Source organism: Pseudomonas fragi (assembly GCF_002269505.1).
GTDB lineage: Bacteria > Pseudomonadota > Gammaproteobacteria > Pseudomonadales > Pseudomonadaceae > Aquipseudomonas > Aquipseudomonas fragi_D.
In genome coordinates this window covers 28892-52436 of record NZ_NQKQ01000028.1, presented here as the reverse complement: position 1 = coordinate 52436, position 23545 = coordinate 28892, and the positions used below count along the sequence as shown (strand labels likewise).

The 23545-nt window shown below is 54.4% G+C and carries 35 protein-coding genes; 34 read left to right on the top strand and 1 reads right to left on the bottom strand.

Annotated elements, in window-relative coordinates; genetic code table 11:
• Window positions 1-55 precede the first annotated feature (55 nt).
• From rpsL to bfr, 34 genes are all read left to right on the top strand, one after another.
• The gene (gene rpsL / locus CJU81_RS20080) at window positions 56-427 is read left to right on the top strand and encodes a 30S ribosomal protein S12 (protein ID WP_002555494.1); all 372 of its coding nucleotides are present in this window, start codon (window positions 56-58) and stop codon (window positions 425-427) included.
• A gap of 123 nt (window positions 428-550) precedes the next feature.
• Window positions 551-1021, top strand: a complete 471-nt coding sequence (gene rpsG, locus CJU81_RS20075; protein WP_019824369.1) for a 30S ribosomal protein S7 — start codon at window positions 551-553, stop codon at window positions 1019-1021.
• Window positions 1022-1051: 30 nt separating this feature from the next.
• The gene (gene fusA, locus CJU81_RS20070; protein ID WP_095037964.1) at window positions 1052-3157 is read left to right on the top strand and encodes an elongation factor G; all 2106 of its coding nucleotides are present in this window, start codon (window positions 1052-1054) and stop codon (window positions 3155-3157) included.
• 35 nt (window positions 3158-3192) lie between these two features.
• Window positions 3193-4386 carry an elongation factor Tu gene (gene tuf / locus CJU81_RS20065; protein ID WP_003444379.1) on the top strand — a complete coding sequence of 398 codons (1194 nt, stop codon included), beginning with the start codon at window positions 3193-3195 and terminating at the stop codon, window positions 4384-4386.
• Window positions 4387-4530: 144 nt separating this feature from the next.
• Window positions 4531-4842, top strand: coding sequence for a 30S ribosomal protein S10 (gene rpsJ, locus CJU81_RS20060; protein ID WP_003186070.1), 312 nt, complete (start codon window positions 4531-4533; stop codon window positions 4840-4842).
• An 81-nt stretch (window positions 4843-4923) separates the two neighbouring features.
• Entirely contained in the window at window positions 4924-5559 is a 636-nt protein-coding gene (gene rplC / locus CJU81_RS20055) for a 50S ribosomal protein L3 (protein ID WP_003444377.1), read from the top strand.
• Between the two features lie 12 nt (window positions 5560-5571).
• Window positions 5572-6174: a 50S ribosomal protein L4 gene (rplD, locus tag CJU81_RS20050; protein WP_016779176.1), complete on the top strand. Its 603-nt coding sequence runs from the start codon at window positions 5572-5574 to the stop codon at window positions 6172-6174.
• Complete coding sequence (gene rplW / locus CJU81_RS20045) at window positions 6171-6470, top strand: 50S ribosomal protein L23 (RefSeq protein WP_003444375.1); 300 nt, start codon at window positions 6171-6173, stop codon at window positions 6468-6470. The genes rplD and rplW overlap by 4 nt, the downstream gene beginning before the upstream one ends.
• Window positions 6471-6484: 14 nt before the next feature.
• Complete coding sequence (gene rplB, locus CJU81_RS20040) at window positions 6485-7309, top strand: 50S ribosomal protein L2 (protein WP_095037963.1); 825 nt, start codon at window positions 6485-6487, stop codon at window positions 7307-7309.
• Window positions 7310-7325: 16 nt separating this feature from the next.
• The gene (rpsS, locus tag CJU81_RS20035) at window positions 7326-7601 is read left to right on the top strand and encodes a 30S ribosomal protein S19 (RefSeq protein WP_003232420.1); all 276 of its coding nucleotides are present in this window, start codon (window positions 7326-7328) and stop codon (window positions 7599-7601) included.
• A 13-nt stretch (window positions 7602-7614) separates the two neighbouring features.
• The gene (rplV, locus tag CJU81_RS20030; protein WP_003444373.1) at window positions 7615-7947 is read left to right on the top strand and encodes a 50S ribosomal protein L22; all 333 of its coding nucleotides are present in this window, start codon (window positions 7615-7617) and stop codon (window positions 7945-7947) included.
• 13 nt (window positions 7948-7960) lie between these two features.
• A complete protein-coding gene (gene rpsC, locus CJU81_RS20025) occupies window positions 7961-8647 on the top strand; it encodes a 30S ribosomal protein S3 (protein WP_003176422.1) in 687 nt (228 codons plus the stop codon).
• A 12-nt stretch (window positions 8648-8659) separates the two neighbouring features.
• The gene (rplP, locus tag CJU81_RS20020) at window positions 8660-9073 is read left to right on the top strand and encodes a 50S ribosomal protein L16 (protein WP_016779178.1); all 414 of its coding nucleotides are present in this window, start codon (window positions 8660-8662) and stop codon (window positions 9071-9073) included.
• Complete coding sequence (gene rpmC / locus CJU81_RS20015) at window positions 9073-9264, top strand: 50S ribosomal protein L29 (RefSeq protein ID WP_003444371.1); 192 nt, start codon at window positions 9073-9075, stop codon at window positions 9262-9264. Before rplP ends, rpmC begins: the two co-directional genes overlap by 1 nt.
• Window positions 9265-9266: 2 nt before the next feature.
• Window positions 9267-9533, top strand: coding sequence for a 30S ribosomal protein S17 (gene rpsQ, locus CJU81_RS20010; protein WP_003194644.1), 267 nt, complete (start codon window positions 9267-9269; stop codon window positions 9531-9533).
• Window positions 9534-9556: 23 nt separating this feature from the next.
• Entirely contained in the window at window positions 9557-9925 is a 369-nt protein-coding gene (rplN, locus tag CJU81_RS20005) for a 50S ribosomal protein L14 (RefSeq protein WP_002555479.1), read from the top strand.
• 11 nt (window positions 9926-9936) lie between these two features.
• On the top strand, window positions 9937-10251 hold the full coding sequence (gene rplX, locus CJU81_RS20000) for a 50S ribosomal protein L24 (RefSeq protein WP_016779179.1): 315 nt from the start codon (window positions 9937-9939) through the stop codon (window positions 10249-10251).
• 22 nt (window positions 10252-10273) lie between these two features.
• Complete coding sequence (gene rplE, locus CJU81_RS19995; protein WP_003444368.1) at window positions 10274-10813, top strand: 50S ribosomal protein L5; 540 nt, start codon at window positions 10274-10276, stop codon at window positions 10811-10813.
• A gap of 13 nt (window positions 10814-10826) precedes the next feature.
• A complete protein-coding gene (gene rpsN, locus CJU81_RS19990; protein WP_003444367.1) occupies window positions 10827-11132 on the top strand; it encodes a 30S ribosomal protein S14 in 306 nt (101 codons plus the stop codon).
• A 211-nt stretch (window positions 11133-11343) separates the two neighbouring features.
• Window positions 11344-11736, top strand: coding sequence for a 30S ribosomal protein S8 (rpsH, locus tag CJU81_RS19985; RefSeq protein ID WP_003444366.1), 393 nt, complete (start codon window positions 11344-11346; stop codon window positions 11734-11736).
• Between the two features lie 12 nt (window positions 11737-11748).
• The gene (rplF, locus tag CJU81_RS19980) at window positions 11749-12282 is read left to right on the top strand and encodes a 50S ribosomal protein L6 (protein ID WP_016779180.1); all 534 of its coding nucleotides are present in this window, start codon (window positions 11749-11751) and stop codon (window positions 12280-12282) included.
• Window positions 12283-12292: 10 nt separating this feature from the next.
• The gene (gene rplR / locus CJU81_RS19975; protein ID WP_016779181.1) at window positions 12293-12643 is read left to right on the top strand and encodes a 50S ribosomal protein L18; all 351 of its coding nucleotides are present in this window, start codon (window positions 12293-12295) and stop codon (window positions 12641-12643) included.
• Between the two features lie 3 nt (window positions 12644-12646).
• A complete protein-coding gene (gene rpsE / locus CJU81_RS19970; RefSeq protein WP_003186035.1) occupies window positions 12647-13147 on the top strand; it encodes a 30S ribosomal protein S5 in 501 nt (166 codons plus the stop codon).
• 2 nt (window positions 13148-13149) lie between these two features.
• Window positions 13150-13326, top strand: a complete 177-nt coding sequence (rpmD, locus tag CJU81_RS19965; protein WP_003186033.1) for a 50S ribosomal protein L30 — start codon at window positions 13150-13152, stop codon at window positions 13324-13326.
• Between the two features lie 3 nt (window positions 13327-13329).
• A complete protein-coding gene (rplO, locus tag CJU81_RS19960; protein WP_016779182.1) occupies window positions 13330-13767 on the top strand; it encodes a 50S ribosomal protein L15 in 438 nt (145 codons plus the stop codon).
• Window positions 13768-15096 (top strand): preprotein translocase subunit SecY, encoded by a 1329-nt coding sequence (secY, locus tag CJU81_RS19955; protein WP_003444361.1) that lies wholly within the window; start codon window positions 13768-13770, stop codon window positions 15094-15096.
• 32 nt (window positions 15097-15128) lie between these two features.
• Window positions 15129-15245 carry a 50S ribosomal protein L36 gene (rpmJ, locus tag CJU81_RS19950; RefSeq protein WP_002555468.1) on the top strand — a complete coding sequence of 39 codons (117 nt, stop codon included), beginning with the start codon at window positions 15129-15131 and terminating at the stop codon, window positions 15243-15245.
• A gap of 129 nt (window positions 15246-15374) precedes the next feature.
• Window positions 15375-15731, top strand: a complete 357-nt coding sequence (gene rpsM / locus CJU81_RS19945; protein WP_016779184.1) for a 30S ribosomal protein S13 — start codon at window positions 15375-15377, stop codon at window positions 15729-15731.
• Between the two features lie 30 nt (window positions 15732-15761).
• A complete protein-coding gene (gene rpsK / locus CJU81_RS19940) occupies window positions 15762-16151 on the top strand; it encodes a 30S ribosomal protein S11 (protein ID WP_007924177.1) in 390 nt (129 codons plus the stop codon).
• 17 nt (window positions 16152-16168) lie between these two features.
• A complete protein-coding gene (rpsD, locus tag CJU81_RS19935) occupies window positions 16169-16789 on the top strand; it encodes a 30S ribosomal protein S4 (RefSeq protein ID WP_003444359.1) in 621 nt (206 codons plus the stop codon).
• 22 nt (window positions 16790-16811) lie between these two features.
• The gene (locus tag CJU81_RS19930; RefSeq protein WP_003176403.1) at window positions 16812-17813 is read left to right on the top strand and encodes a DNA-directed RNA polymerase subunit alpha; all 1002 of its coding nucleotides are present in this window, start codon (window positions 16812-16814) and stop codon (window positions 17811-17813) included.
• Between the two features lie 42 nt (window positions 17814-17855).
• The gene (gene rplQ / locus CJU81_RS19925; RefSeq protein ID WP_016779185.1) at window positions 17856-18242 is read left to right on the top strand and encodes a 50S ribosomal protein L17; all 387 of its coding nucleotides are present in this window, start codon (window positions 17856-17858) and stop codon (window positions 18240-18242) included.
• A gap of 173 nt (window positions 18243-18415) precedes the next feature.
• A complete protein-coding gene (locus CJU81_RS19920; protein ID WP_095037962.1) occupies window positions 18416-19855 on the top strand; it encodes a catalase in 1440 nt (479 codons plus the stop codon).
• 164 nt (window positions 19856-20019) lie between these two features.
• Window positions 20020-20484 (top strand): bacterioferritin, encoded by a 465-nt coding sequence (gene bfr / locus CJU81_RS19915; protein ID WP_016779187.1) that lies wholly within the window; start codon window positions 20020-20022, stop codon window positions 20482-20484.
• Window positions 20485-20550: 66 nt separating this feature from the next.
• Here bfr and uvrA read toward each other — a convergent pair whose 3' ends face one another.
• Window positions 20551-23385, bottom strand: coding sequence for an excinuclease ABC subunit UvrA (uvrA, locus tag CJU81_RS19910; protein ID WP_095037961.1), 2835 nt, complete (start codon window positions 23383-23385; stop codon window positions 20551-20553).
• Window positions 23386-23545 lie beyond the last annotated feature (160 nt).

Here is a 23545-nt window from a genome sequence, read left to right as displayed (position 1 = left end):
CATTTTGCTTTTCTTGCAAGACAATAGCGTCGCAAGACAACAGTGGAGCTAGTAGATGGCAACTATCAACCAGCTGGTACGTCAGCCGCGTAAGCGTATCGTCGAGAAATCCGACGTACCTGCGCTGCAAAACTGCCCGCAACGTCGTGGCGTATGCACCCGTGTGTATACAACTACGCCGAAAAAACCTAACTCGGCACTGCGTAAAGTATGCCGTGTGCGCCTGACCAACGGTTTCGAGGTTTCCTCGTACATCGGTGGTGAAGGTCACAACCTGCAAGAACACAGCGTGGTACTGATTCGTGGCGGTCGTGTAAAAGACTTGCCAGGTGTTCGTTACCACACCGTTCGCGGCTCTTTGGATACTTCCGGCGTTAAAGGTCGTAACCAAGGTCGTTCGAAGTACGGTACCAAGAAGCCGAAGTAGTCTTCGGTTTCCGGTAAATAATGCAGATTTCTTTTTTTCTGAGTCGATAAGAGTAAGGTCGGACGTGCATCCACTGGGTGTAATGGTTCCGAGCTAACCTGAAGACCGTTTGAGGGCTTATCCATGCCAAGAAGACGCGTAGCAGCCAAGCGCGATGTGCTTGACGATCCAAAATACGGAAGCCAAATTCTGGCCAAGTTCATGAACCACGTAATGGAAAGCGGCAAGAAAGCCGTTGCCGAGCGTATCGTTTATGGCGCGCTGGAAAAGGTTAAAGAACGCAAGAACAGCGATCCCCTGGAAATCTTCGAGAAAGCTCTCGACGCCATCGCTCCGCTGGTCGAAGTGAAGTCGCGCCGTGTAGGCGGTGCTACTTACCAGGTTCCGGTCGAAGTTCGCCCGTCCCGTCGTAACGCCCTGGCAATGCGCTGGTTGGTAGACTTCGCCCGCAAGCGCGGCGAGAAGTCTATGGCTCTGCGTTTGGCTGGCGAACTGTTGGACGCTGCTGAAGGTAAAGGTGCTGCTGTTAAGAAGCGTGAAGACGTGCACCGTATGGCCGAAGCTAACAAAGCTTTCTCGCACTACCGCTTCTAATTTCAGCTTCACTAATTTTGCGAGGGCTTTATGGCTCGTACTACTCCGATTAGTCGCTACCGTAACATCGGTATCGTCGCTCACGTGGATGCTGGTAAAACCACCACCACCGAGCGCGTACTGTTTTACACTGGCAAAAGTCACAAAATGGGCGAGGTGCATGATGGCGCCGCGACCACAGACTGGATGGTTCAGGAGCAGGAGCGTGGTATTACCATTACTTCTGCTGCCATTACCGCCTTCTGGAAGGGCTCTGCCAAGCAGTACAAGGATGAGCATCGCTTCAACGTAATCGATACCCCGGGCCACGTTGACTTCACTATTGAAGTTGAACGTTCCCTGCGCGTACTCGACGGCGCGGTTGTTGTGTTCTGTGGTACCTCGGGCGTTGAGCCTCAGTCGGAAACCGTATGGCGTCAAGCCAACAAATACGGCGTTCCACGTCTTGTTTACGTAAACAAGATGGACCGTGCTGGCGCCAACTTCCTGCGCGTTATTGAGCAGATCAAGAAGCGTCTGGGCCACACTCCAGTTCCAATCCAGTTGGCTATCGGTTCCGAAGACAACTTCCAGGGTCAGATTGATCTGATCAACATGGAAGCTGTGTACTGGAACGATGCTGACAAAGGTATGGTTCCTGTTCGCAAAGAAATTCCAGCTGAGCTGAAAGATCTTGCTGACGAGTGGCGCGACAACATGGTTCAGGCTGCGGCCGAAGCCAATGAAGAGCTGATGAACAAGTACCTCGAAGGTGAAGAATTCACCATCGCGGAAATCAAGGCGGCTCTGCGTCAGCGTACTATCGCTGGTGAGATCGTTCTGGCTGTTTGCGGTTCTTCCTTCAAGAACAAGGGTGTTCCCCTGGTTCTCGACGCCGTTATCGACTTCCTGCCTGCTCCTACTGATATTCCTGCCATCAAGGGTACTGACCCGGATGACGAGACTATCGAGCTGGAGCGTCATGCAGACGACAGCGAGCCGTTCTCGGCTCTGGCGTTCAAGATCGCTACCGACCCATTCGTGGGTACCTTGACCTTCGTTCGAGTTTACTCGGGCGTGTTGAACTCCGGCGACGGCGTAATCAACTCGGTTAAAGGCAAAAAAGAGCGCGTGGGTCGTATGGTGCAAATGCACGCAAACGCCCGTGAAGAAATCAAGGAAGTACGCGCTGGTGACATCGCGGCCTTGATCGGCATGAAGGACGTCACCACTGGTGAGACTTTGTGCAACGCTGACAAGCCAATCATTCTGGTACGCATGGACTTCCCGGAGCCGGTTATTTCGGTTGCCGTAGAGCCTAAGACCAAGGATGACCAGGAAAAAATGGGTGTTGCACTGGGCAAGCTTGCTCAGGAAGATCCATCTTTCCGCGTTAAAACTGATGAAGAGACTGGTCAAACGATCATCTCTGGCATGGGCGAGCTGCACTTGGACATCCTGGTTGACCGGATGCGCCGTGAGTTCAACGTCGAAGCCAACATCGGTAAGCCTCAGGTTTCCTATCGTGAGCGCATCACGAAGAACTGTGAGATCGAAGGCAAGTTCGTTCGTCAGTCCGGCGGTCGTGGCCAGTTTGGTCACTGCTGGATTCGTTTTGCACCTGCTGACGAAGGTCAGGAAGGTCTGCAGTTCGTGAACGAAGTGGTAGGTGGTGTGGTTCCTAAGGAATACATCCCGGCTATCCAGAAGGGTATCGAAGAGCAGATGAAGAACGGTGTTGTTGCCGGCTATCCGCTGATCGGCCTGAAGGCTACCGTGTTTGATGGTTCTTACCACGACGTCGACTCCAACGAGATGGCGTTTAAGGTGGCTGCTTCCATGGCGACCAAGCAACTGGCTACCAAAGGTGGCGGTGAGCTGCTTGAGCCGATCATGGCGGTAGAGGTTGTTACACCTGAAGACTATATGGGTGACGTGATGGGCGACTTGAACCGTCGTCGCGGCATGATCCAGGGTATGGAAGATACGGTCTCCGGCAAAGTAATTCGTGCTGAAGTGCCGTTGGGTGAAATGTTCGGTTATGCGACCGACGTTCGTTCCATGTCTCAGGGTCGCGCAAGCTACTCTATGGAATTCAAAAAATACGATACAGCTCCGGCGCACATCGTCGAAACTGTTACTAAAAAACAAGGCTGATTTAGTTCAGTCCTTTAGGCAAGGAGTTAATTGTCGTGGCTAAAGAAAAATTTGATCGTTCCCTACCGCACGTCAACGTTGGCACTATCGGTCACGTTGACCATGGTAAAACCACGCTGACTGCAGCTCTGACCCGTGTTTGCTCCGAGATTTTCGGTTCGGCCATCGTTGACTTCGATAAAATCGACAGCGCGCCAGAAGAAAAAGCTCGCGGTATCACCATCAACACTGCGCACGTTGAATACAACTCGCTGATCCGTCACTACGCTCACGTTGACTGCCCAGGTCACGCTGACTATGTGAAGAACATGATCACCGGTGCTGCTCAGATGGACGGCGCTATCCTGGTTTGTTCGGCCGCTGATGGTCCGATGCCACAAACCCGTGAGCACATCCTGCTGTCCCGTCAGGTTGGCGTTCCGTACATCGTGGTTTTCCTGAACAAGGCTGACCTGGTAGACGACGCTGAGCTGCTGGAACTGGTTGAGATGGAAGTTCGTGACCTGCTGTCGACTTACGACTTCCCAGGCGACGACACTCCGATCATCATCGGTTCGGCTCGTATGGCGCTGGAAGGCAAAGACGACAACGAAATGGGCACCACTGCCGTTCGTAAACTGGTTGAAACTCTGGATACCTACATTCCAGATCCAGTACGTGTTATCGACAAGCCGTTCCTGATGCCAATCGAAGACGTATTCTCGATCTCCGGTCGCGGTACTGTTGTAACTGGTCGTATCGAGCGCGGTATCGTTCGCGTTCAAGATCCGCTGGAAATCGTTGGTCTGCGTGACACTACTGTCACCACCTGCACCGGCGTTGAAATGTTCCGTAAGCTGCTCGACGAAGGTCGTGCGGGCGAGAACTGCGGCGTGCTGCTGCGCGGCACCAAGCGTGACGACGTAGAGCGTGGCCAGGTTCTGGTTAAGCCAGGCTCGGTTAAGCCACACACTACCTTCGAAGCTGAAGTGTACGTGTTGAGCAAAGAAGAAGGCGGTCGTCACACTCCGTTCTTCAAAGGCTACCGTCCTCAGTTCTACTTCCGTACTACTGACGTAACTGGTAACTGCGAACTGCCGGAAGGCGTTGAGATGGTAATGCCGGGCGACAACATCAAAATGGTTGTTACCCTGATCAAAACCATCGCAATGGAAGACGGTCTGCGTTTCGCAATCCGTGAAGGCGGTCGTACCGTTGGCGCTGGCGTTGTAGCCAAAATCATCGCGTAAGTGATGATTGCCTAAAAAAAGCCCCCGCTCAGCGGGGGCTTTTTTTATTGAGTTGACACCTACTGGGGTCGTCTATAGAATTGCGCCTCCTTTTAACGGGCGTATTGCGCTCGGTGGGAACAGCAATCTGGAGTCTGAAATCCAATGCAAAATCAGCAAATCCGTATCAGGTTGAAGGCTTTTGACCATCGCCTGATCGACCAATCAACCCAGGAAATCGTGGAAACCGCGAAACGTACTGGTGCTCAAGTGCGTGGTCCAATTCCACTGCCTACCCGTAAAGAGCGGTTCACCGTTCTGGTCTCCCCGCACGTCAACAAAGACGCGCGTGACCAGTACGAGATCCGTACTCATAAGCGCGTACTGGACATCGTCCAGCCAACGGATAAAACCGTTGATGCACTTATGAAGCTTGATCTTGCGGCCGGTGTGGAAGTGCAGATCAGCCTCGGCTAAGACTTGGGTCTTAGTCGTGTAACGCTCTGAAATGGGCGGCCATAGCGGGTGAAAGCCCCGTACACTCATGAGGTTTACAACATGACTATTGGTGTAGTCGGTCGTAAATGCGGTATGACCCGTATTTTCACCGAAGAAGGTGTCTCCATTCCGGTCACGGTCATTGAGATCGAGCCGAATCGCGTCACCCAGTTCAAAACTGAAGAAACCGATGGCTATCGTGCAGTGCAAGTCACTGTCGGCGAGCGTCGCGCTTCGCGTGTAACTGCTGCTCAAGCGGGTCACTTCGCTAAAGCAAACGTTGCAGCCGGTCGTACCGTAATGGAATTCCGCCTTGAAGAAGGCGAGTACCAGGCAGGCGATCTGATCAACGCTGAAATCTTCACTGCTGGTCAGATGGTCGATGTGACCGGTCAGTCCAAAGGTAAAGGCTTCCAGGGTACGATCAAGCGTTGGAATTTCCGTGGCCAAGACAACACTCACGGTAACTCCGTTTCCCACCGCGTCCCGGGCTCTATTGGCCAGTGCCAGACTCCTGGTCGTGTATTCAAGGGCAAAAAAATGTCCGGTCATATGGGCGCTGAGCGCGTGACCGTGCAGTCCCTGGAAGTAGTGCGCGTCGACGCTGAACGCAATCTGTTGTTGGTCAAGGGTGCTGTTCCTGGCGCTACTGGCGGCAACCTGGTTGTACGTCCAGCGGCCAAGGCTCGCGGTTAAGGGGAAGCTGACATGCAATTAAATGTAAATGACGCTCAAGCGATCGAAGTTTCCGAACTGACTTTCGGCGGCGAGTTCAACGAGACGCTGGTTCACCAAGCAGTCGTGGCCTACATGGCCGGCGGCCGTCAAGGTAGCAAGCAGCAAAAGACCCGTTCCGACGTTCGTGGTGGCGGTAAGCGCCCTTGGCGTCAGAAAGGTACTGGCCGTGCTCGTGCCGGTACTATCCGTAGCCCAATCTGGCGCGGCGGCGGTACCACTTTCGCAGCTCGTCCTCAGGATCACTCCCAGAAGCTGAACAAGAAGATGTATCGCGCAGCAATGCGTTCCATCCTTGCTGAGCTGGTGCGTACTGATCGTCTGGTCGTGGTTCAGGACTTCGCTGTTGAAGCGCCGAAAACCAAAGATCTGCTCAACAAGCTGAATGGCATGGGTCTGACTGATGTCCTGATCGTGTCTGAAGGTGTTGATCAGAACCTGTACCTGGCTGCTCGTAACCTGCCACACGTTGATGTACGTGACGTGCAAGGTTCCGATCCAGTTAGTCTGATCGCATACGACAAGGTGTTGATCACCGTGTCGGCCGTGAAGAAATTCGAGGAGCTGCTGGGATGAACCAGGAACGCGTATTTAAAGTTCTGCTTGGCCCGCACGTTTCCGAGAAGGCTACGGTTCTGGCAGACAAGAAAGGCCAGTTCGTTTTCAAGGTTGCTACTGATGCAACCAAGCTGGAAATCAAGAAGGCCGTCGAAAGCCTGTTCAGCGTGAAAGTTGAGCGTGTTACTACCCTGAATGTTCTGGGTAAGAGCAAGCGCACCGCTCGCGGCGTGGGCAAGCGTAATGACTGGAAGAAGGCAGTAATCTCCCTTCAGCCAGGCCAAGATCTCGATTTCAGCAGCAGTGCTGAGTAAGGAAGGGGTGCATCATGGCAATCGTTAAATGCAAACCGACTTCCCCTGGCCGCCGTCATGTGGTCAAGGTGGTCAACCAGGAGCTGCATAAAGGCGCTCCTCACGCACCGCTGCTCGAGAAGAAATCGAAGACTGGTGGTCGTAACAACAATGGCCGTATTACCACTCGTCACATCGGTGGTGGTCATAAGCAGCATTACCGTATGGTCGACTTCCGTCGCAACGACAAAGATGGCATTCCAGCCACTGTTGAGCGTATCGAATACGATCCAAACCGTACTGCTCACATCGCTCTGATGCTGTACGCAGACGGCGAACGCCGTTACATCATCGCCCCTAAAGGCGTGAGCGCTGGCGACCAGCTGATTTCGGGTGCTTTGGCTCCGATCAAGCCGGGCAACCAGTTGCAACTGCGCAGCATTCCAGTTGGTAGCACCGTACACGGCATCGAATTGAAGCCGGGTAAAGGCGCGCAAATCGCACGTTCCGCTGGTGCTTCGGCTCAGCTGGTCGCTCGTGATGGTGTCTATGTGACCCTGCGTCTGCGCTCTGGTGAAATGCGTAAAGTCCTGGCTGAATGCCGTGCGACCCTGGGTGAAGTCTCGAACTCCGAGCACAGCCTGCGTTCGCTGGGTAAAGCTGGTGCCAAACGCTGGCGTGGCGTTCGCCCAACCGTTCGTGGTGTTGCCATGAACCCGGTTGACCACCCACATGGTGGTGGTGAAGGTCGTACCTCTGGTGGTCGTCATCCGGTATCGCCATGGGGCTTCCCGACTAAGGGCGCGAAGACTCGTGGTAATAAGCGTACCGACAAAATGATCGTCCGTCGTCGCAAGTAAATAGAGGGATACGACAGTGCCACGTTCTCTGAAAAAAGGTCCTTTTATTGATCTTCACCTACTGAAGAAGATCGAAGTGGCGGCGGAAAAGAACGATCGCAAACCGGTGAAAACCTGGTCGCGTCGTTCGATGATCCTGCCACAAATGGTCGGTCTGACCATCGCTGTGCATAACGGTCGTCTTCATGTCCCAGTTCTCGTGAACGAAGACATGGTTGGCCATAAACTAGGCGAGTTTGCCGGTACCCGCACTTATCGTGGGCACGTGGCAGACAAGAAAGCCAAGCGTTAAGGGGTAAGGAACGATGGAAGTAGCCGCTAAGTTGTCGGGCGCTCGAATCTCCGCCCAGAAAGCCCGCTTGGTCGCCGACCAGATCCGCGGGAAGAAGGTGGGCGAAGCGCTCAACCTGTTGGCTTTCAGCAACAAGAAAGCCGCCGAGATCATCAAGAAAGTGCTGGAGTCGGCCGTAGCCAACGCCGAGCATAACGAAGGCGCAGACGTTGACGACTTGAAAGTCGCCACCGTTTTCGTCAACGAAGGGCGTTCGCTGAAGCGCATCATGCCGCGTGCCAAAGGCCGCGCTGATCGCATCGTCAAGCGGTCTTGCCATATCACTGTCAAGGTTGCTGACAAGTAACGGAGTCGAAGAGATGGGTCAGAAAGTACATCCCATTGGCATTCGCCTGGGAATCGTCAAGGAGCACACCTCCGTCTGGTACGCAGACGGCCGGACTTATGCGGACTATTTGTTCGCTGATCTGAAGGTGCGTGAATACCTCCAAGACAAACTAAAAAGCGCGTCCGTAAGCCGTATCGATATCCATCGTCCGGCCCAAACTGCACGTATCACCATCCACACCGCTCGTCCTGGTATCGTTATCGGGAAGAAAGGTGAAGATGTTGAGAAACTGCGTCAGGACCTGACCAAGCAAATGGGTGTGCCTGTGCACATCAATATCGAAGAGATCCGCAAGCCGGAACTCGACGGTATGCTGGTTGCGCAGAGCGTAGCTCAGCAGCTGGAGCGTCGTGTAATGTTCCGTCGCGCGATGAAGCGCGCTGTACAGAACGCTATGCGCATTGGTGCCAAAGGCATCAAAATCCAAGTGAGCGGTCGTCTCGGCGGTGCTGAAATCGCACGTACTGAATGGTATCGCGAAGGTCGTGTGCCATTGCACACCCTGCGTGCCGACATCGACTATGCCAACTACGAAGCTCACACCACTTACGGTGTGATCGGTGTAAAGGTTTGGATCTTCAAAGGCGAAGTAATTGGTGGTCGCCAAGAAGAACTGAAGCCACAAGCACCAGCGCCTCGTAAAAAAGCTGCTAAGTAAGGGGTACGCCAAATGTTACAACCTAAGCGTACGAAGTTCCGCAAGCAAATGACTGGCCACAACCGTGGCTTGGCATTGCGCGGTAGCAAAGTCAGCTTCGGCGAATACGCGCTGAAGTCTGTTGCTCGTGGTCGTCTCACCGCTCGTCAGATCGAATCAGCGCGTCGTGCACTGACCCGTCACGTTAAACGTGGCGGCAAGATCTGGATCCGTGTGTTCCCGGACAAGCCTATTTCCAAGAAGCCCCTAGAAGTTCGTATGGGTAAAGGTAAGGGTAACGTGGAATATTGGGTTGCCCAGATTCAGCCAGGCAAAGTCCTGTATGAAATCGAGGGTGTTACTGAAGAGCTGGCGCGTGAGGCTTTCGCCCTGGCTGCTGCAAAGCTGCCGCTCGCCACCTCCTTTGTTAAACGGACGGTGATGTGATGAAAGCGAATGAACTTCGTGAAAAATCCGCACAGCAGCTGAACGAGCAACTGCTCGGCTTGCTGCGCGACCAGTTCAATCTGCGTATGCAGAAAGCAACTGGCCAGTTGGGGCAGTCGCATCTGCTCTCGCAAGTTAAGCGTGACATCGCTCGCGTGAAGACTGTGCTCAAACAGCAGGCAGGTAAGTAATCATGGCTGAAGCCGAAAAGACTGTCCGTACGCTGACTGGCCGTGTTGTCAGCGACAAGATGGACAAAACCATCACCGTACTGATCGAGCGTCGCGTTAAGCACCCGATCTACGGTAAATACGTTAAGCGTTCGACTAAGCTGCACGCACACGACGAAACCAATCAGTGCCACATCGGCGACAAAGTCACTATTCGTGAAACTCGTCCGATGGCCAAGACCAAGTCTTGGGCTCTGGTTGATGTTCTCGAACGCGCTGTGGAAGTCTAAGGACTAGGGGTCGGAGAAATTATATGATTCAGACTCAATCCATGCTCGATGTGGCCGATAACAGCGGCGCACGCCGCGTTATGTGCATCAAGGTGCTGGGTGGCTCCCATCGTCGTTACGCTGGTATCGGTGACATCATCAAAGTTACCGTGAAGGAAGCAATTCCTCGCGGTAAAGTGAAAAAAGGCCAAGTGATGACTGCTGTTGTAGTCCGCACTCGTCACGGCGTACGTCGTGCTGATGGCTCCATTATCCGCTTTGATGGCAACGCTGCTGTTCTTCTGAACAACAAGCAAGAGCCGATCGGCACCCGTATCTTTGGGCCAGTGACCCGTGAACTTCGTACTGAGAAGTTCATGAAGATCGTCTCGCTCGCCCCAGAAGTGCTGTAAGGAGATCCGACATGCAAAAGATTCGTCGTGACGACGAGATCATCGTGATCGCCGGCAAAGACAAAGGTAAGCGCGGTAAGGTGCTTAAGGTTCTCGCTAATAACCGTCTGGTTATTGGTGGTCTGAACCTGGTTAAGCGTCATACCAAGCCTAACCCGATGTCGGGCGTACAAGGCGGTATCGTCGAGAAAGAAGCTCCACTGGACGCTTCTAACGTGGCCATCTTCAACAGCGAAACCAGCAAAGCAGATCGCGTTGGTTTCAAAGTAGAAGAAGGCAAAAAAATTCGTGTCTTCAAGTCGACCCAAAAAGCGGTTGATGCTTGAACACTGCTAGGTAGATGAGACCATGGCACGACTAAAAGAGATTTACCGGAAGGAAATCGCTCCGAAACTTAAGGAAGAACTTAAGCTTTCGAACGTGATGGAAGTTCCGCGCGTTACCAAAATCACCCTGAACATGGGTTTGGGCGAAGCGATCGGTGATAAGAAAATCATCGAGCACGCTGTAGCTGATTTGGAAAAAATCACGGGTCAAAAATGTGTAGTGACCTACGCTCGCAAGTCCATCGCAGGCTTTAAAGTTCGCGAAGGCTGGCCGATCGGCGTTAAGGTTACTCTGCGCCGTGAGCGTATGTACGAATTCCTGGATCGTCTGCTGTCGATCTCCCTGCCTCGGGTACGCGACTTCCGCGGCCTGAATGCCAAGTCCTTCGATGGTCGTGGTAACTACAGCATGGGCGTTAAAGAGCAGATCATCTTCCCGGAAATCGACTACGACAAAATCGATGCTCTCCGCGGTCTGGACATTACCCTGACCACCACTGCACGGACGGATGATGAAGGTCGCGCCTTGCTGCGTGCTTTCAAATTCCCGTTCCGCAACTGATTGGAGTAGGACCATGGCTAAGATGAGCATGAAAAACCGCGAGCTGAAACGTCAGCTCACGGTTGCCAAGTTCGCCAAGAAGCGTGCAGCACTGAAAGCTATCATCGTGGATCTGAACGCAAGTCCAGAAGCACGTTGGGAAGCTCAAGTTGCTCTGCAGAAGCAGCCACGTGACGCAAGCGCTGCGCGCATGCGTAACCGCTGCCGCCTGACTGGCCGTCCGCATGGTGTTTACCGCAAGTTCGGCCTTGGCCGTAACAAATTGCGTGAAGCAGCAATGCGTGGCGACGTTCCAGGTCTGGTTAAAGCCAGCTGGTAAGGCGTACAGGCAAAGTCACCCCTGTCAGGGTTGCAAGATCCTGACAGCCGGTGACCTTGAATATGAATCAAGCCCCTATTGGGGCTTGATTCATTTCTGCCGTGTGTCTAGAATGACCGGCTCGCCTGAGCCCGTGCTTTTTAAGCATTGAGTACTCGGCGACAGTTGTAGCCGCAAGGCTAATTCTTTTTGTATCAGGAGCGTCTAGCCCATGAGTATGCAGGACCCGTTAGCGGACATGCTAACTCGAATCCGTAATGCCCAGATGGCTGAAAAGTCCGTCGTAAGCATGCCATCTTCCACGTTGAAGGTAGCTGTAGCCAAAGTTCTCAAAGACGAAGGTTACATCGCGGATTATCAGATCAGCAGCGAAATCAAACCACTGCTGTCTATCGAGCTGAAGTACTTCGAAGGCCGTTCGGTTATCGAAGAAGTTAAGCGCGTTAGCCGTCCAGGCCTGCGTCAGTACAAGTCCTCCGAAGATCTGCCGAAAGTTCGTGGCGGTCTGGGTGTGTCTATCGTCTCCACCAGCAAAGGTGTGATGACGGATCGTGCTGCGCGCGCTGCCGGTGTCGGCGGCGAAGTTCTTTGCACTGTGTTCTAAGGGGGGATAAGCATGTCACGCGTCGCTAAGAACCCCGTTAAGCTGCCAGCTGGTGTCGAAGTAAAATTCGCCGGCCAACAGCTTTCGGTGAAGGGTGCCAAGGGTACTCTAGAACTGAACATCCATTCGTCCGTTGAGATTGTTGAAGAAGCTGGTGAGCTGCGTTTCGCTGCTCGCAATGGCGATCAACAAACTCGCGCAATGGCTGGTACCACTCGTGCGTTGGTAAACAACATGGTCCAAGGCGTAAGCCAAGGCTTCGAGCGCAAGCTCCAGCTGGTCGGTGTTGGTTACAAAGCGCAAGCAAAAGGCACAGTGCTGAACCTGGCTCTTGGCTTCTCGCACCCAGTGGATTACGAGTTGCCGGAAGGCATCACCGCTGAGACTCCTAGCCAAACCGATATCCTGATCAAGGGTATTGATAAGCAGCTGGTAGGTCAGGTGGCCGCTGAGATCCGCGGTTTCCGTCCGCCAGAGCCTTATAAAGGCAAGGGTGTACGTTACGCGGACGAAGTCGTCCGTCGTAAAGAAGCCAAGAAGAAGTAGGGCATAGCAAATGACCGACAAAAAAGTTACTCGCCTGCGCCGCGCTCGCAAAGCACGTCTGAAAATGCACGAACTAGAAGTCGTGCGTCTCTGCGTGTTCCGCTCGGCACAGCACATATACGCCCAGGTCATCTCGGCCGACGGCAGCAAAGTCCTGGCAAGCGCCTCGACTTTGGACAAAGAACTGCGTGATGGTGCCACTGGCAACATCGACGCGGCCACAAAGGTTGGCCAGCTGGTCGCTACGCGTGCAAAAGCCGCTGGCGTCTCGCAGGTGGCTTTCGACCGCTCTGGCTTCAAGTACCACGGCCGCGTGAAAGCGCTGGCTGAGGCTGCTCGTGAAGCTGGGCTGGAGTTCTAAGTTATGTCAAATAACGACCAAAAGCGCGACGAAGGCTACATCGAGAAGCTGGTTCAAGTTAACCGCGTAGCCAAAACCGTTAAAGGCGGCCGTATCTTCACTTTCACCGCGTTGACCGTGGTTGGTGATGGTAAAGGGCGCGTTGGCTTCGGCCGTGGCAAGTCACGTGAAGTGCCTGCTGCGATCCAGAAGGCAATGGAAGCTGCTCGCCGCAACATGATCCAAGTGGACCTTAACGGCACCACTCTGCAGTACGCCATGAAATCCGCCCACGGCGCTTCCAAGGTTTACATGCAGCCTGCTTCTGAAGGTACCGGTATCATCGCTGGCGGCGCTATGCGTGCTGTCCTCGAAGTTGCTGGCGTTCAGAACGTACTGGCTAAGTGCTACGGCTCGACTAACCCGGTAAACGTGGTTCACGCCACTTTCAAAGGTTTGAAAGCTATGCAGTCTCCTGAGTCTATTGCCGCCAAGCGTGGCAAAAGTGTCAAGGAGATCTTCTGATCATGGCTACCGTTAAAGTAACGCTGATCAAAAGCATGACCGGCCGCATCCCTAACCACAAACTGTGCGTTAAGGGTCTGGGTCTGCGTCGCATCGGTCACACTGTAGAAGTACTTGATACTCCCGAGAATCGCGGGATGATCAACAAGGCTTACTACATGCTGCGTGTAGAGGGTTAATCGATGAAACTCAATGATCTGAGTCCAGCGCCGGGTTCCCGTCGCGAAAAGCATCGTCCGGGCCGTGGTATCGGTAGTGGTTTGGGTAAGACTGGTGGCCGTGGTCACAAAGGTCAGACTTCCCGCTCCGGTGGCACCATCGCTCCAGGCTTTGAAGGCGGCCAACAGCCACTGCATCGCCGTCTGCCTAAGTTCGGTTTCGTATCCCTGAAAGCCATGGATCGCGCAGAAGTGCGTTTGTCCGAGCTGGCTAAAGTGGAAGGCGACATCGTAACTGTGCAGACCCTGAAAGATGCCAACGTGATCAACGTCAACGTACTGCGTGTGAAAATCATGCTGTCCGGTGAAGTTACTCGCGCTGTCACTATCGGCAAGGGAATCGGCGCCACCAAAGGTGCGCGTTCGGCTATCGAAGCAGCTGGCGGCAAGTTCGAGGAATAAATGGCTAAGCAAGGTGCTCTCTCAGCGCTCAGCAAAGGCGGGTTATCCGAGCTCTGGGCTCGACTGCGTTTTCTATTCCTGGCGATTATCGTCTACCGGATAGGCGCACACATCCCAGTTCCAGGTATTAACCCGGACCGGTTGGCGGACCTGTTTCGACAGAATGAGGGGACCATACTTAGCTTGTTCAACATGTTTTCCGGCGGCGCGCTGGAGCGGATGAGTATTTTTGCGCTGGGGATCATGCCGTACATTTCGGCATCGATCATCATGCAGCTTATGTCCGCTGTCAGCCCGCAGCTGGAGCAGTTGAAGAAGGAAGGTGAAGCTGGCCGTCGCAAGATTAGCCAGTACACCCGCTACCTCACTGTCGCTCTTGCTCTTGTCCAGGCTATTGGCATGTCCATTGGTCTGGCAGGGCAGGGCGTAGCGTTCACTGGTGACCTGGGCTTCCATTTCGTTGCAGTAACCACGTTTGTGGCGGGTGCAATGTTCATGATGTGGCTGGGTGAGCAGATTACTGAGCGTGGTGTTGGCAACGGTATCTCGATGTTGATTTTTTCGGGTATCGTCGCCGGTCTTCCGAGAGCAATCGGGCAGTCTTTCGAGTCTGCACGTCAGGGCGATATCAATATCTTCGCTCTGGTTGCTATCGGTTTGCTGGCAGTAGCGATTATCGGTTTTGTGGTGTTCATTGAGCGTGGTCAGCGTCGTATTGCTGTTCACTACGCCAAGCGTCAGCAGGGCCGCAAGGTGTTTGCTGCGCAGACTAGCCACCTACCGCTGAAAGTGAATATGGCCGGCGTTATCCCGGCTATTTTTGCGAGCAGCATTTTGCTGTTCCCGGCTTCGCTGGGTGCCTGGTTCGGTCAGTCTGAAGGTATGGGCTGGTTGCAGGACATCTCGCAGTCGATCGCTCCTGGTCAGCCGTTGAATATTCTGCTGTTTAGTGCAGGGATTATTTTCTTCTGCTTCTTCTATACGGCGTTGATGTTCAATCCGAAAGACGTAGCGGAAAACCTGAAGAAGTCCGGTGCCTTTATTCCGGGTATCCGTCCAGGCGAGCAGTCGGCACGCTATATTGATGGCGTTTTGACTCGTTTGACTCTGTTCGGTGCTCTTTATATGACGGCCGTGTGCCTGTTGCCCCAGTTCCTGGTGGTTGCGGCAAACGTTCCGTTCTACCTTGGCGGGACCTCGTTGCTGATCGTTGTTGTGGTTGTTATGGACTTCATGTCCCAAGTACAATCGCACCTCGTTTCGCACCAGTACGAATCCCTGATGAAGAAAGCCAACCTGAAGGGCTACGGCAGCGGCATGCTCCGCTGAAGTACTACCCCGTAAGGTGAGAGGAGTTGGTGATGAAAGTTCGTGCATCGGTGAAAAAGCTGTGCCGTAACTGCAAGATTATTCGCCGCGAAGGTGTTGTTCGGGTAATTTGCAGCGCGGAACCACGTCACAAACAGCGCCAAGGCTGAGTGTGATCTGTTTGAAGCCCAGCAGCTAGTGCGCTGCTGGGTTGATTATTTGTTATTACAGCGATATTATCTCGCGCCCTATTTCTTGGCTTCCGGGGCGTAGGTAGCTGTCAATTGGAGTCCCACTGAATGGCCCGTATTGCAGGCGTTAACATTCCAGATAACAAGCACACTGTTATCTCGCTGACCTACATCTATGGTGTTGGTCGCACTACCTCACAGAAAATCTGTGCGGATGCTGGTGTAAACCCAGCCGCTAAGATCAAGGATCTGAGCGACGAGCAGATTGAGTTGCTGCGTGGCGAAGTGGCGAAGTTCACCACTGAAGGTGACCTGCGTCGTGAAGTCAACATGAAAATCAAACGCTTGATGGACTTGGGCTGCTACCGCGGTCTGCGCCATCGTCGTGGTCTTCCAGTACGCGGTCAGCGTACCAAGACCAACGCGCGTACTCGCAAAGGTCCGCGTAAGCCGATCCGCAAGTAATCGCACCAGCGAATCGACAGGAATTTAGTCATGGCAAAACCTGCTGCTCGTCCTCGTAAAAAAATTAAAAAGACAGTGGTTGATGGCATCGCCCACATCCACGCGTCTTTCAACAACACCATCGTGACCATCACGGATCGTCAGGGTAACGCGCTTTCTTGGGCTACCTCTGGTGGTTCGGGTTTCCGCGGTTCACGCAAGTCCACCCCGTTCGCTGCTCAAGTAGCTGCTGAACGTGCTGGTCAAGCTGCGCTGGAATATGGCCTGAAAAACCTTGACGTTAACGTCAAGGGCCCAGGTCCAGGTCGTGAGTCCGCTGTCCGTGCTTTGAACGGCTGTGGCTATAAGATCGCCAGCATCACCGACGTGACGCCAATCCCGCACAACGGGTGCCGTCCGCCGAAGAAGCGCCGCGTGTAATCAGGAGACTGTAAAGAATGGCTCGTTACATTGGTCCAAAATGCAAACTGGCACGTCGTGAAGGCACTGATCTCTTCCTGAAGAGTGGTGTGCGCGCTATCGAATCGAAGTGCAATATTGAAGCTGCTCCAGGCATCCACGGCCAACGCCGCGGTCGCCAATCCGACTACGGTACCCAACTGCGTGAAAAGCAGAAGGTCCGTCGTATCTACGGCGTTCTCGAGCGTCAGTTCAGCGGCTACTACAAACAAGCTGCTGGCAAAAAAGGTGCAACCGGTGAAAACCTGCTGCAACTGCTCGAATGCCGCCTGGATAACGTCGTATACCGTATGGGTTTCGGTTCTACTCGTGCCGAATCTCGTCAGTTGGTATCGCACAAGTCGATCAGCGTTAACGGTCAGACCGTAAACGTTCCGTCCTACCAGGTTCGTGCTGGTGACGTGGTCGCTATCCGCGAGAAAGCAAAGAACCAGCTTCGCATTGTCCAAGCTCTCGATCTGTGTGCCCAACGTGGCCGCGTAGAATGGGTAGAAGTAGACACTGAGAAGAAGTCGGGCGTTTTCAAGAACGTTCCTGCTCGCAGTGATCTGTCCGCCGACATCAACGAAAGCCTGATTGTCGAGCTCTACTCCAAGTAAGGGCTAGAAAATAGGTGCATCCATGCAGATTTCGGTAAATGAGTTCCTGACACCTCGCCATATTGATGTGCAAGTTGTCAGTCCAACCCGCGCTAAAATCACTCTCGAGCCTCTCGAGCGTGGTTTTGGCCACACCCTGGGCAACGCGCTGCGCCGCATCCTGTTGTCCTCAATGCCAGGCTGTGCAGTAGTCGAGGCCGAGATTGACGGTGTGCTCCACGAGTACAGCGCCATCGAAGGTGTACAGGAAGACGTAATTGAAATCCTGTTGAACCTTAAAGGTCTGGCTATCAAGCTGCACGGCCGTGACGAAGTTACGCTGACCTTGTCGAAGAAGGGTTCGGGGGTGGTTACCGCTGCCGATATTCAGCTGGATCATGATGTCGAGATCGTTAATCCCGATCACGTAATCGCCAACCTGGCGTCTAACGGCGCCTTGAACATGAAGCTCACCGTAGCTCGTGGTCGTGGTTATGAACCAGCAGACTCGCGTCAGAGCGATGAAGACGAAAGCCGCAGCATTGGTCGCTTGCAGCTGGATTCTTCGTTCAGCCCGGTTCGCCGTATCGCATACGTGGTGGAAAACGCCCGTGTCGAGCAGCGTACTAACCTGGACAAGCTGGTTATTGATCTGGAAACCAACGGTACACTGGACCCTGAAGAGGCCATTCGTCGTGCTGCAACCATCCTGCAACAGCAGTTGGCTGCATTCGTCGACCTCAAAGGTGACAGCGAGCCAGTGGTAATCGAGCAGGAAGACGAGATCGATCCGATCCTGCTTCGTCCTGTTGACGATCTGGAACTGACCGTGCGTTCGGCCAACTGCCTTAAGGCGGAGAACATTTACTACATCGGTGACCTGATTCAGCGCACCGAAGTAGAACTGTTGAAGACTCCGAACCTGGGCAAGAAATCCTTGACTGAAATCAAGGACGTTCTGGCCTCCCGTGGTCTGTCCCTCGGCATGCGCCTCGACAACTGGCCGCCTGCAAGTCTTAAGAAGGACGACAAGGCGACTGCCTGATCGTCGTAATCACCGAACGTTGTGTTTGGTAAGGAATGAACCATGCGTCATCGTAAAAGTGGTCGTCACCTGAGCCGCACTAGCTCGCACCGCAAGGCTATGTTTCAAAACATGGCAGTGTCGTTGTTCGAGCACGAGCTGATCAAAACGACTCTGCCGAAAGCCAAAGAATTGCGTCGCGTTGCTGAGCCGCTGATTACTCTGGCCAAGATTGATTCTGTTGCTAACCGCCGTCTGGCCTTCGACCGTACTCGTTCGAAAGCCATGGTTGGTAAGCTGTTCAACGATCTGGGCAAGCGTTATGCAACTCGTGAGGGTGGCTACCTGCGCATCCTCAAGTGCGGTTTCCGCGCTGGCGACAACGCGCCTATGGCGTACGTCGAGTTGGTTGATCGTCCAGTTGGCGGTGAAGCTGTATCCGCTGAGTAAGACGTCAGTCTCTACAAAGAACCGGGCCTAGTGCCCGGTTTTTTGTGTGCGTTCGATTATCATTATCTATTGATCTTGATCATTTAATGCATTTGCCCATGTTTAGTTCATGGTCAATACTCCTCCTCAGCCGATTAGCCGGCAGTACAAAGACTGACTGAGGAAGCAAACACATGAGCCAGACCAAAACGCTTACAACCGCCAGCGGCGCTCCAGTTGCTGATAACCAGAATTCTCGTTCTGCCGGCCCTCGTGGCCCATTGCTGCTCGACGATTTTCACCTCATCGAAAAACTCGCGCACTTCAACCGTGAAAACATTCCGGAACGCCGTGTACATGCCAAAGGTTCAGGCGCACATGGCACCTTTACCCTGACCCGTGACATGACTCAGTACAGCAGCGCCAAGTTGTTCGACACCATTGGCAAGCAAACCCCGACTTTTCTGCGCTTCTCCACGGTAGGGGGTGAACGTGGCTCTGCAGATACCGAGCGTGATCCACGTGGCTTCGCGCTCAAGTTCTACACCGAGGAAGGCAACTGGGACATTGTGGGTAACAACACACCGGTCTTCTTCATTCGTGATCCGCTGAAGTTTCCTGACTTTATCCACACCCAAAAACGCTTGCCGCAAAGCAACCTGAAAAGTGCACAGATGATGTGGGACTTCTGGTCGCACTCACCTGAGTCGCTGCACCAGGTCACCATCCTGTTTTCTGATCGTGGCATTCCCGATGGCTATCGCCACATGCACGGCTTCGGTAGCCATACCTATAGCCTGATTAACGCTGCGGGTGAGCGTCACTGGGTCAAATGGCACTACAAGACCAAGCAAGGCATCAAGAACCTGCCGCCTGCTGAAGCTGCACGTCTTGCCGGTACCGATCCGGACTACGCACAGCGCGACTTGTTTGGAGCCATTGAGCGTGGTGATTTCCCGAAATGGCGCGTGTGCATGCAGGTCATGACCGAGGCGCAAGCTGCTGCCCACTACGAGAACCCGTTTGATGTGACCAAGACTTGGTCGCAAAAGGAGTTCCCGCTGATTGAAATCGGTGAGCTGGAGCTGAACCGCAACCCGCTGAACTACTTTGCGGAAGTGGAGCAGGCGGCGTTTGGCCCAAGCAACATGATCCCCGGTGTGGGTCTGTCGCCTGACCGTATGCTGCAAGGCCGTGTGTTCGCGTATGCCGATGCCCATCGCTACCGTGTAGGCACCAACCACCAGCACCTGCCGATCAACTCGCCACGGGTGCCTGTGCATAACTATCAGCGCGATGGCTCTATGGCCTTCGGCAACAATGGCGGCGCTGCGCCGAACTATGAACCAAACAGCTATGGCGACGCGCCGAAACAAGCGCCTCAATACGCTGAGCCACCATTGGCCCTGAGTGGTGCCGCAGATCGTTATGATCATCGCGTGGACAGCGATTACTACAGCCACGCCGGTGCCCTGTTCCGTTTGATGAACGACGAGCAGAAAGCCCTGCTGATCGACAACATCGCAGGCGCTATGGCCGGTGTGTCGAGTGATGTCGTCGAGCGTCAGCTGCAGCATTTCTACAACGCTGATCAGGCTTACGGCGATGGTGTTGCCAAGGCGCTGGGTGTATAGCGTAACTAACTCTAAGTGAGAAGCAGAACCGCCCTCAATTGGGCGGTTTTTGCGTTTTTTAACCCTCTTTTCTCTTCAAAACAGGGTTTTTATTGCGATTTAGCCGTGACCTCTCAGGCCGCTTGGTTCAAACTACAGTCTTTCAAGCAGGGAGATGTACGGCGATGCAAGGCCACCCGGATGTAATCGATTACCTCAACACGTTGCTGACCGGCGAGTTGGCTGCGCGTGACCAATATTTTGTCCATTCCCGTATGTACGAGGATTGGGGTTTCACCAAGCTGTACGAGCGCATCAACCACGAAATGGAAGAAGAGGCACAACACGCTGATGCGTTGATGCGCCGGATTCTGATGCTCGAAGGCACGCCGCGCATGCGCCCGGATGATCTGGATGTGGGCACCACAGTGCCTGAGATGTTCGCTGCCGACCTGCGCCTTGAATACAAGGTCCGTGCCGCCCTGTGCAAAGGCATCGCCCTGTGCGAGCTGCACAAGGACTATGTGAGCCGCGACATGCTGCGTGTTCAGTTGGCAGACACAGAAGAAGATCACACTTACTGGCTGGAAAAACAGCTGGGCCTGATCAAGTCGATTGGTCTGCAGAACTACCTGCAATCGCAGTTCTGATCGGCATAAGCCTCAGCAAAAAGCCCCTGCCATCTCACGATGACAGGGGCTTTTTTGTACCGCGATTTAAGCCTTGTCGCGAATCAACAGTGGCTTCAGATAGAAGCCAGTATGTGATTGCTTCATCTCGGCTACTTCTTCCGGTGTCCCGGTGGCAATAATCTGCCCACCTTTGGAGCCACCTTCAGGCCCAAGATCCACCAGCCAGTCAGCCGTCTTGATCACGTCCAGGTTGTGCTCGATCACGACTACGGTATTACCGTGATCACGAAGACGATGCAGTACATCCAGTAATTGCTGGATATCGGCAAAGTGCAAACCGGTTGTAGGCTCATCGAGGATATACAGGGTCTTGCCGGTATCGCGCTTGGACAGCTCGCGGGACAACTTGACCCGTTGCGCTTCACCGCCTGACAGCGTGGTGGCCGATTGTCCGAGCTTGATATAGGACAGACCTACATCCATCAGCGTTTGCAGCTTGCGCGCCAGTGCAGGCACTGCATCGAAGAACACTCGCGCTTCTTCGATGGTCATTTCCAGCACTTCGTGGATGCTCTTGCCCTTGTATTTGATCTCAAGGGTTTCACGGTTATACCGCTTGCTCTTGCACACATCGCAAGGCACATAGATGTCCGGCAGAAAGTGCATTTCTACCTTGATCAGGCCATCGCCCTGACAGGCCTCGCAGCGTCCGCCCTTCACGTTGAAGGAGAAACGCCCGGGGCCGTAACCGCGCGAGCGCGACTCAGGCACACCCGAGAACAACTCGCGGATTGGTGTAAACAGCCCGGTGTAGGTTGCAGGGTTGGAGCGCGGCGTACGGCCAATCGGGCTTTGGTCGATATCGACGACTTTGTCCAGATGCTCAAGCCCCTTGATGCTGTCGTGCGCCGCCGCTTCGAGCGTGGTCGCGCCATTCAGGGCCGTGGCGCTGAGCGGGTAGAGTGTGTTGTTGATCAGGGTCGACTTGCCCGAACCGGAAACCCCGGTCACACAGGTCAAAAGGCCGATCGGTATCTCCAGGTCTACGTTGCGCAAGTTATTGCCGCGAGCGCCCTTGAGCGACAGTGTCAGCTTCTTGTTGCGCGGTGTGCGCTTGGCAGGTACGGCAATCTTCACACGCCCCGACAGGTACTTGCCGGTCAGTGAGTCCGGATGAGCCATGACTTCGGCAGGCGTGCCTTGCGCGACAATATGGCCACCATGCACACCCGCGCCCGGGCCGATATCCACAACGTAGTCAGCCAGGCGAATGGCGTCTTCGTCGTGTTCAACCACAATCACGGTGTTGCCGATATCGCGCAGATGCTTGAGGGTGCCCAGCAGTCGATCGTTATCGCGCTGATGCAAGCCGATGGAGGGCTCGTCGAGGATATACAGCACCCCGACCAGACCCGCGCCAATCTGGCTAGCCAGACGAATACGCTGGGCTTCACCGCCTGACAGGGTATCGGCACTACGGTCCAGGGACAGATAGTCCAGGCCCACATTCACCAGGAACTGCAGGCGTTCGCGAATTTCCTTAAGGATCTTGTCGGCAATTTCACCACGACGCCCGGTCAGGCTCAGCGTGCTGAAGTACTCGGTTGCGTCACCGATCGGCATATTGGTCACGGCCGGCAGGGTTTTTTCGCCGACCCACACATGCCGGGCTTCGCGCCGCAGTCGTGTGCCGCGGCAATCCGGGCAAGACTGAGTGCTCAAGAACTTGGCCAGCTCTTCGCGCACGGTGGCCGATTCGGTTTCGCGGTAACGGCGCTCAAGGTTTGGCACGATGCCTTCGAACGGGTGCGCACGCTTGACGATGTCGCCGCGGTCATTCAGATAACGGAAATCTACGTTTTGCGTGCCGCTGCCATACAGAATGACTTTTTGCTTGTCGGCCGGCAGTTCGCTGAAAGGCACCTCAAGGCTGAAGTCGTAATGCTTGGCCAGCGCCCCGAGCATCTGGAAGTAATAGACGTTACGCCTGTCCCAGCCGCGTATCGCCCCTTCGGCCAGGGTCAGCTCGGCATTGACCAGGCGCTTGATATCGAAGAACTGCTTGACCCCCAAACCATCGCAGGTCGGGCATGCCCCTGCCGGGTTATTGAAGGAGAACAGCTTGGGTTCCAGCTCGCTGATCGCGTGGCCGCAAATCGGGCAGGCGAAGCGCGCTGAGAAGATCATCTCTTCGCCCGGCTCATCGTCCATCGGCGCGACCAGGGCAATGCCATCGGCCAGTTTCAGCGCGGTCTCGAACGACTCGGCCAGACGCTGCTGCAGATCGGCGCGCACTTTAAAGCGGTCAACCACTACATCAATGGTGTGTTTTTTCTGCTTGTCGAGCTTGGGCAATTCGTCCAGCTCGCAGAGCTTGCCATTGACCCGTGCCCGAACAAAACCTTGGGCGCGCAGCTCTTCAAACACCGACAAGTGTTCGCCCTTGCGCTCGCGAATGACCGGCGCGAGCAACATCAGCTTGCTGCCTTCAGGCTGCGCCAACACCAGATCAACCATTTGGCTGACGGTCTGGGCTTCCAGTGGAATATCGTGATCGGGGCAGCGCGGAATACCTACGCGGGCATACAGCAGACGCAGGTAATCGTAGATTTCGGTGATGGTGCCGACGGTGGAGCGCGGGTTGTGCGAGGTCGATTTCTGTTCGATGGAAATCGCCGGCGACAGACCTTCGATGGTATCGACGTCAGGCTTTTCCATCATCGAAAGGAACTGCCGCGCATAGGCTGACAGCGACTCGACATAACGTCGCTGGCCTTCGGCATACAGCGTGTCAAACGCAAGGGATGATTTGCCGGAGCCAGACAGTCCGGTGATGACGATCAGTTTGTCCCTTGGCAGGGTCAGGTCGATGTTCTTCAGGTTGTGGGTTCGTGCCCCACGTATCAGGATCTTGTCCACTGCGGCCTCGCTTGGCGGGCATAACGTAAACGAATGAGTATACGGATCTGTGCGAAAGCTGTGCAGGCCTTGATGGCACACTGTCATTCAAGCAGCCTTTATAACTTTTGCGTGACAAAGCGTCGCGGCACTCTCGTGTATGTGCTGTTACTCGATGGGA

What these genes read in the sequence shown, in the direction of transcription:
- rplV (WP_003444373.1), top strand. Translation starts at nt 7,615, where the DNA reads ATGGAAGTAGCCGCTAAGTTGTCGGGCGCTCGAATCTCCGCCCAGAAA.
- rpsN (WP_003444367.1), top strand. Translation starts at nt 10,827, where the DNA reads ATGGCTAAGATGAGCATGAAAAACCGCGAGCTGAAACGTCAGCTCACG.
- CJU81_RS19920 (WP_095037962.1), top strand. Translation starts at nt 18,416, where the DNA reads ATGAGCCAGACCAAAACGCTTACAACCGCCAGCGGCGCTCCAGTTGCT.
- rpsM (WP_016779184.1), top strand. Translation starts at nt 15,375, where the DNA reads ATGGCCCGTATTGCAGGCGTTAACATTCCAGATAACAAGCACACTGTT.
- rplD (WP_016779176.1), top strand. Translation starts at nt 5,572, where the DNA reads ATGCAATTAAATGTAAATGACGCTCAAGCGATCGAAGTTTCCGAACTG.
- rpsL (WP_002555494.1), top strand. Translation starts at nt 56, where the DNA reads ATGGCAACTATCAACCAGCTGGTACGTCAGCCGCGTAAGCGTATCGTC.
- rplX (WP_016779179.1), top strand. Translation starts at nt 9,937, where the DNA reads ATGCAAAAGATTCGTCGTGACGACGAGATCATCGTGATCGCCGGCAAA.
- rpsG (WP_019824369.1), top strand. Translation starts at nt 551, where the DNA reads ATGCCAAGAAGACGCGTAGCAGCCAAGCGCGATGTGCTTGACGATCCA.
- rplW (WP_003444375.1), top strand. Translation starts at nt 6,171, where the DNA reads ATGAACCAGGAACGCGTATTTAAAGTTCTGCTTGGCCCGCACGTTTCC.
- rpsC (WP_003176422.1), top strand. Translation starts at nt 7,961, where the DNA reads ATGGGTCAGAAAGTACATCCCATTGGCATTCGCCTGGGAATCGTCAAG.
- rpsK (WP_007924177.1), top strand. Translation starts at nt 15,762, where the DNA reads ATGGCAAAACCTGCTGCTCGTCCTCGTAAAAAAATTAAAAAGACAGTG.
- rpsE (WP_003186035.1), top strand. Translation starts at nt 12,647, where the DNA reads ATGTCAAATAACGACCAAAAGCGCGACGAAGGCTACATCGAGAAGCTG.
- rplQ (WP_016779185.1), top strand. Translation starts at nt 17,856, where the DNA reads ATGCGTCATCGTAAAAGTGGTCGTCACCTGAGCCGCACTAGCTCGCAC.
- rpmC (WP_003444371.1), top strand. Translation starts at nt 9,073, where the DNA reads ATGAAAGCGAATGAACTTCGTGAAAAATCCGCACAGCAGCTGAACGAG.
- bfr (WP_016779187.1), top strand. Translation starts at nt 20,020, where the DNA reads ATGCAAGGCCACCCGGATGTAATCGATTACCTCAACACGTTGCTGACC.
- fusA (WP_095037964.1), top strand. Translation starts at nt 1,052, where the DNA reads ATGGCTCGTACTACTCCGATTAGTCGCTACCGTAACATCGGTATCGTC.
- rplP (WP_016779178.1), top strand. Translation starts at nt 8,660, where the DNA reads ATGTTACAACCTAAGCGTACGAAGTTCCGCAAGCAAATGACTGGCCAC.
- rplB (WP_095037963.1), top strand. Translation starts at nt 6,485, where the DNA reads ATGGCAATCGTTAAATGCAAACCGACTTCCCCTGGCCGCCGTCATGTG.
- rpsJ (WP_003186070.1), top strand. Translation starts at nt 4,531, where the DNA reads ATGCAAAATCAGCAAATCCGTATCAGGTTGAAGGCTTTTGACCATCGC.
- rplN (WP_002555479.1), top strand. Translation starts at nt 9,557, where the DNA reads ATGATTCAGACTCAATCCATGCTCGATGTGGCCGATAACAGCGGCGCA.
- secY (WP_003444361.1), top strand. Translation starts at nt 13,768, where the DNA reads ATGGCTAAGCAAGGTGCTCTCTCAGCGCTCAGCAAAGGCGGGTTATCC.
- rplR (WP_016779181.1), top strand. Translation starts at nt 12,293, where the DNA reads ATGACCGACAAAAAAGTTACTCGCCTGCGCCGCGCTCGCAAAGCACGT.
- rpsD (WP_003444359.1), top strand. Translation starts at nt 16,169, where the DNA reads ATGGCTCGTTACATTGGTCCAAAATGCAAACTGGCACGTCGTGAAGGC.
- rplO (WP_016779182.1), top strand. Translation starts at nt 13,330, where the DNA reads ATGAAACTCAATGATCTGAGTCCAGCGCCGGGTTCCCGTCGCGAAAAG.
- rplE (WP_003444368.1), top strand. Translation starts at nt 10,274, where the DNA reads ATGGCACGACTAAAAGAGATTTACCGGAAGGAAATCGCTCCGAAACTT.
- rpsQ (WP_003194644.1), top strand. Translation starts at nt 9,267, where the DNA reads ATGGCTGAAGCCGAAAAGACTGTCCGTACGCTGACTGGCCGTGTTGTC.
- rpsH (WP_003444366.1), top strand. Translation starts at nt 11,344, where the DNA reads ATGAGTATGCAGGACCCGTTAGCGGACATGCTAACTCGAATCCGTAAT.
- rplF (WP_016779180.1), top strand. Translation starts at nt 11,749, where the DNA reads ATGTCACGCGTCGCTAAGAACCCCGTTAAGCTGCCAGCTGGTGTCGAA.
- rpmJ (WP_002555468.1), top strand. Translation starts at nt 15,129, where the DNA reads ATGAAAGTTCGTGCATCGGTGAAAAAGCTGTGCCGTAACTGCAAGATT.
- rplC (WP_003444377.1), top strand. Translation starts at nt 4,924, where the DNA reads ATGACTATTGGTGTAGTCGGTCGTAAATGCGGTATGACCCGTATTTTC.
- CJU81_RS19930 (WP_003176403.1), top strand. Translation starts at nt 16,812, where the DNA reads ATGCAGATTTCGGTAAATGAGTTCCTGACACCTCGCCATATTGATGTG.
- rpmD (WP_003186033.1), top strand. Translation starts at nt 13,150, where the DNA reads ATGGCTACCGTTAAAGTAACGCTGATCAAAAGCATGACCGGCCGCATC.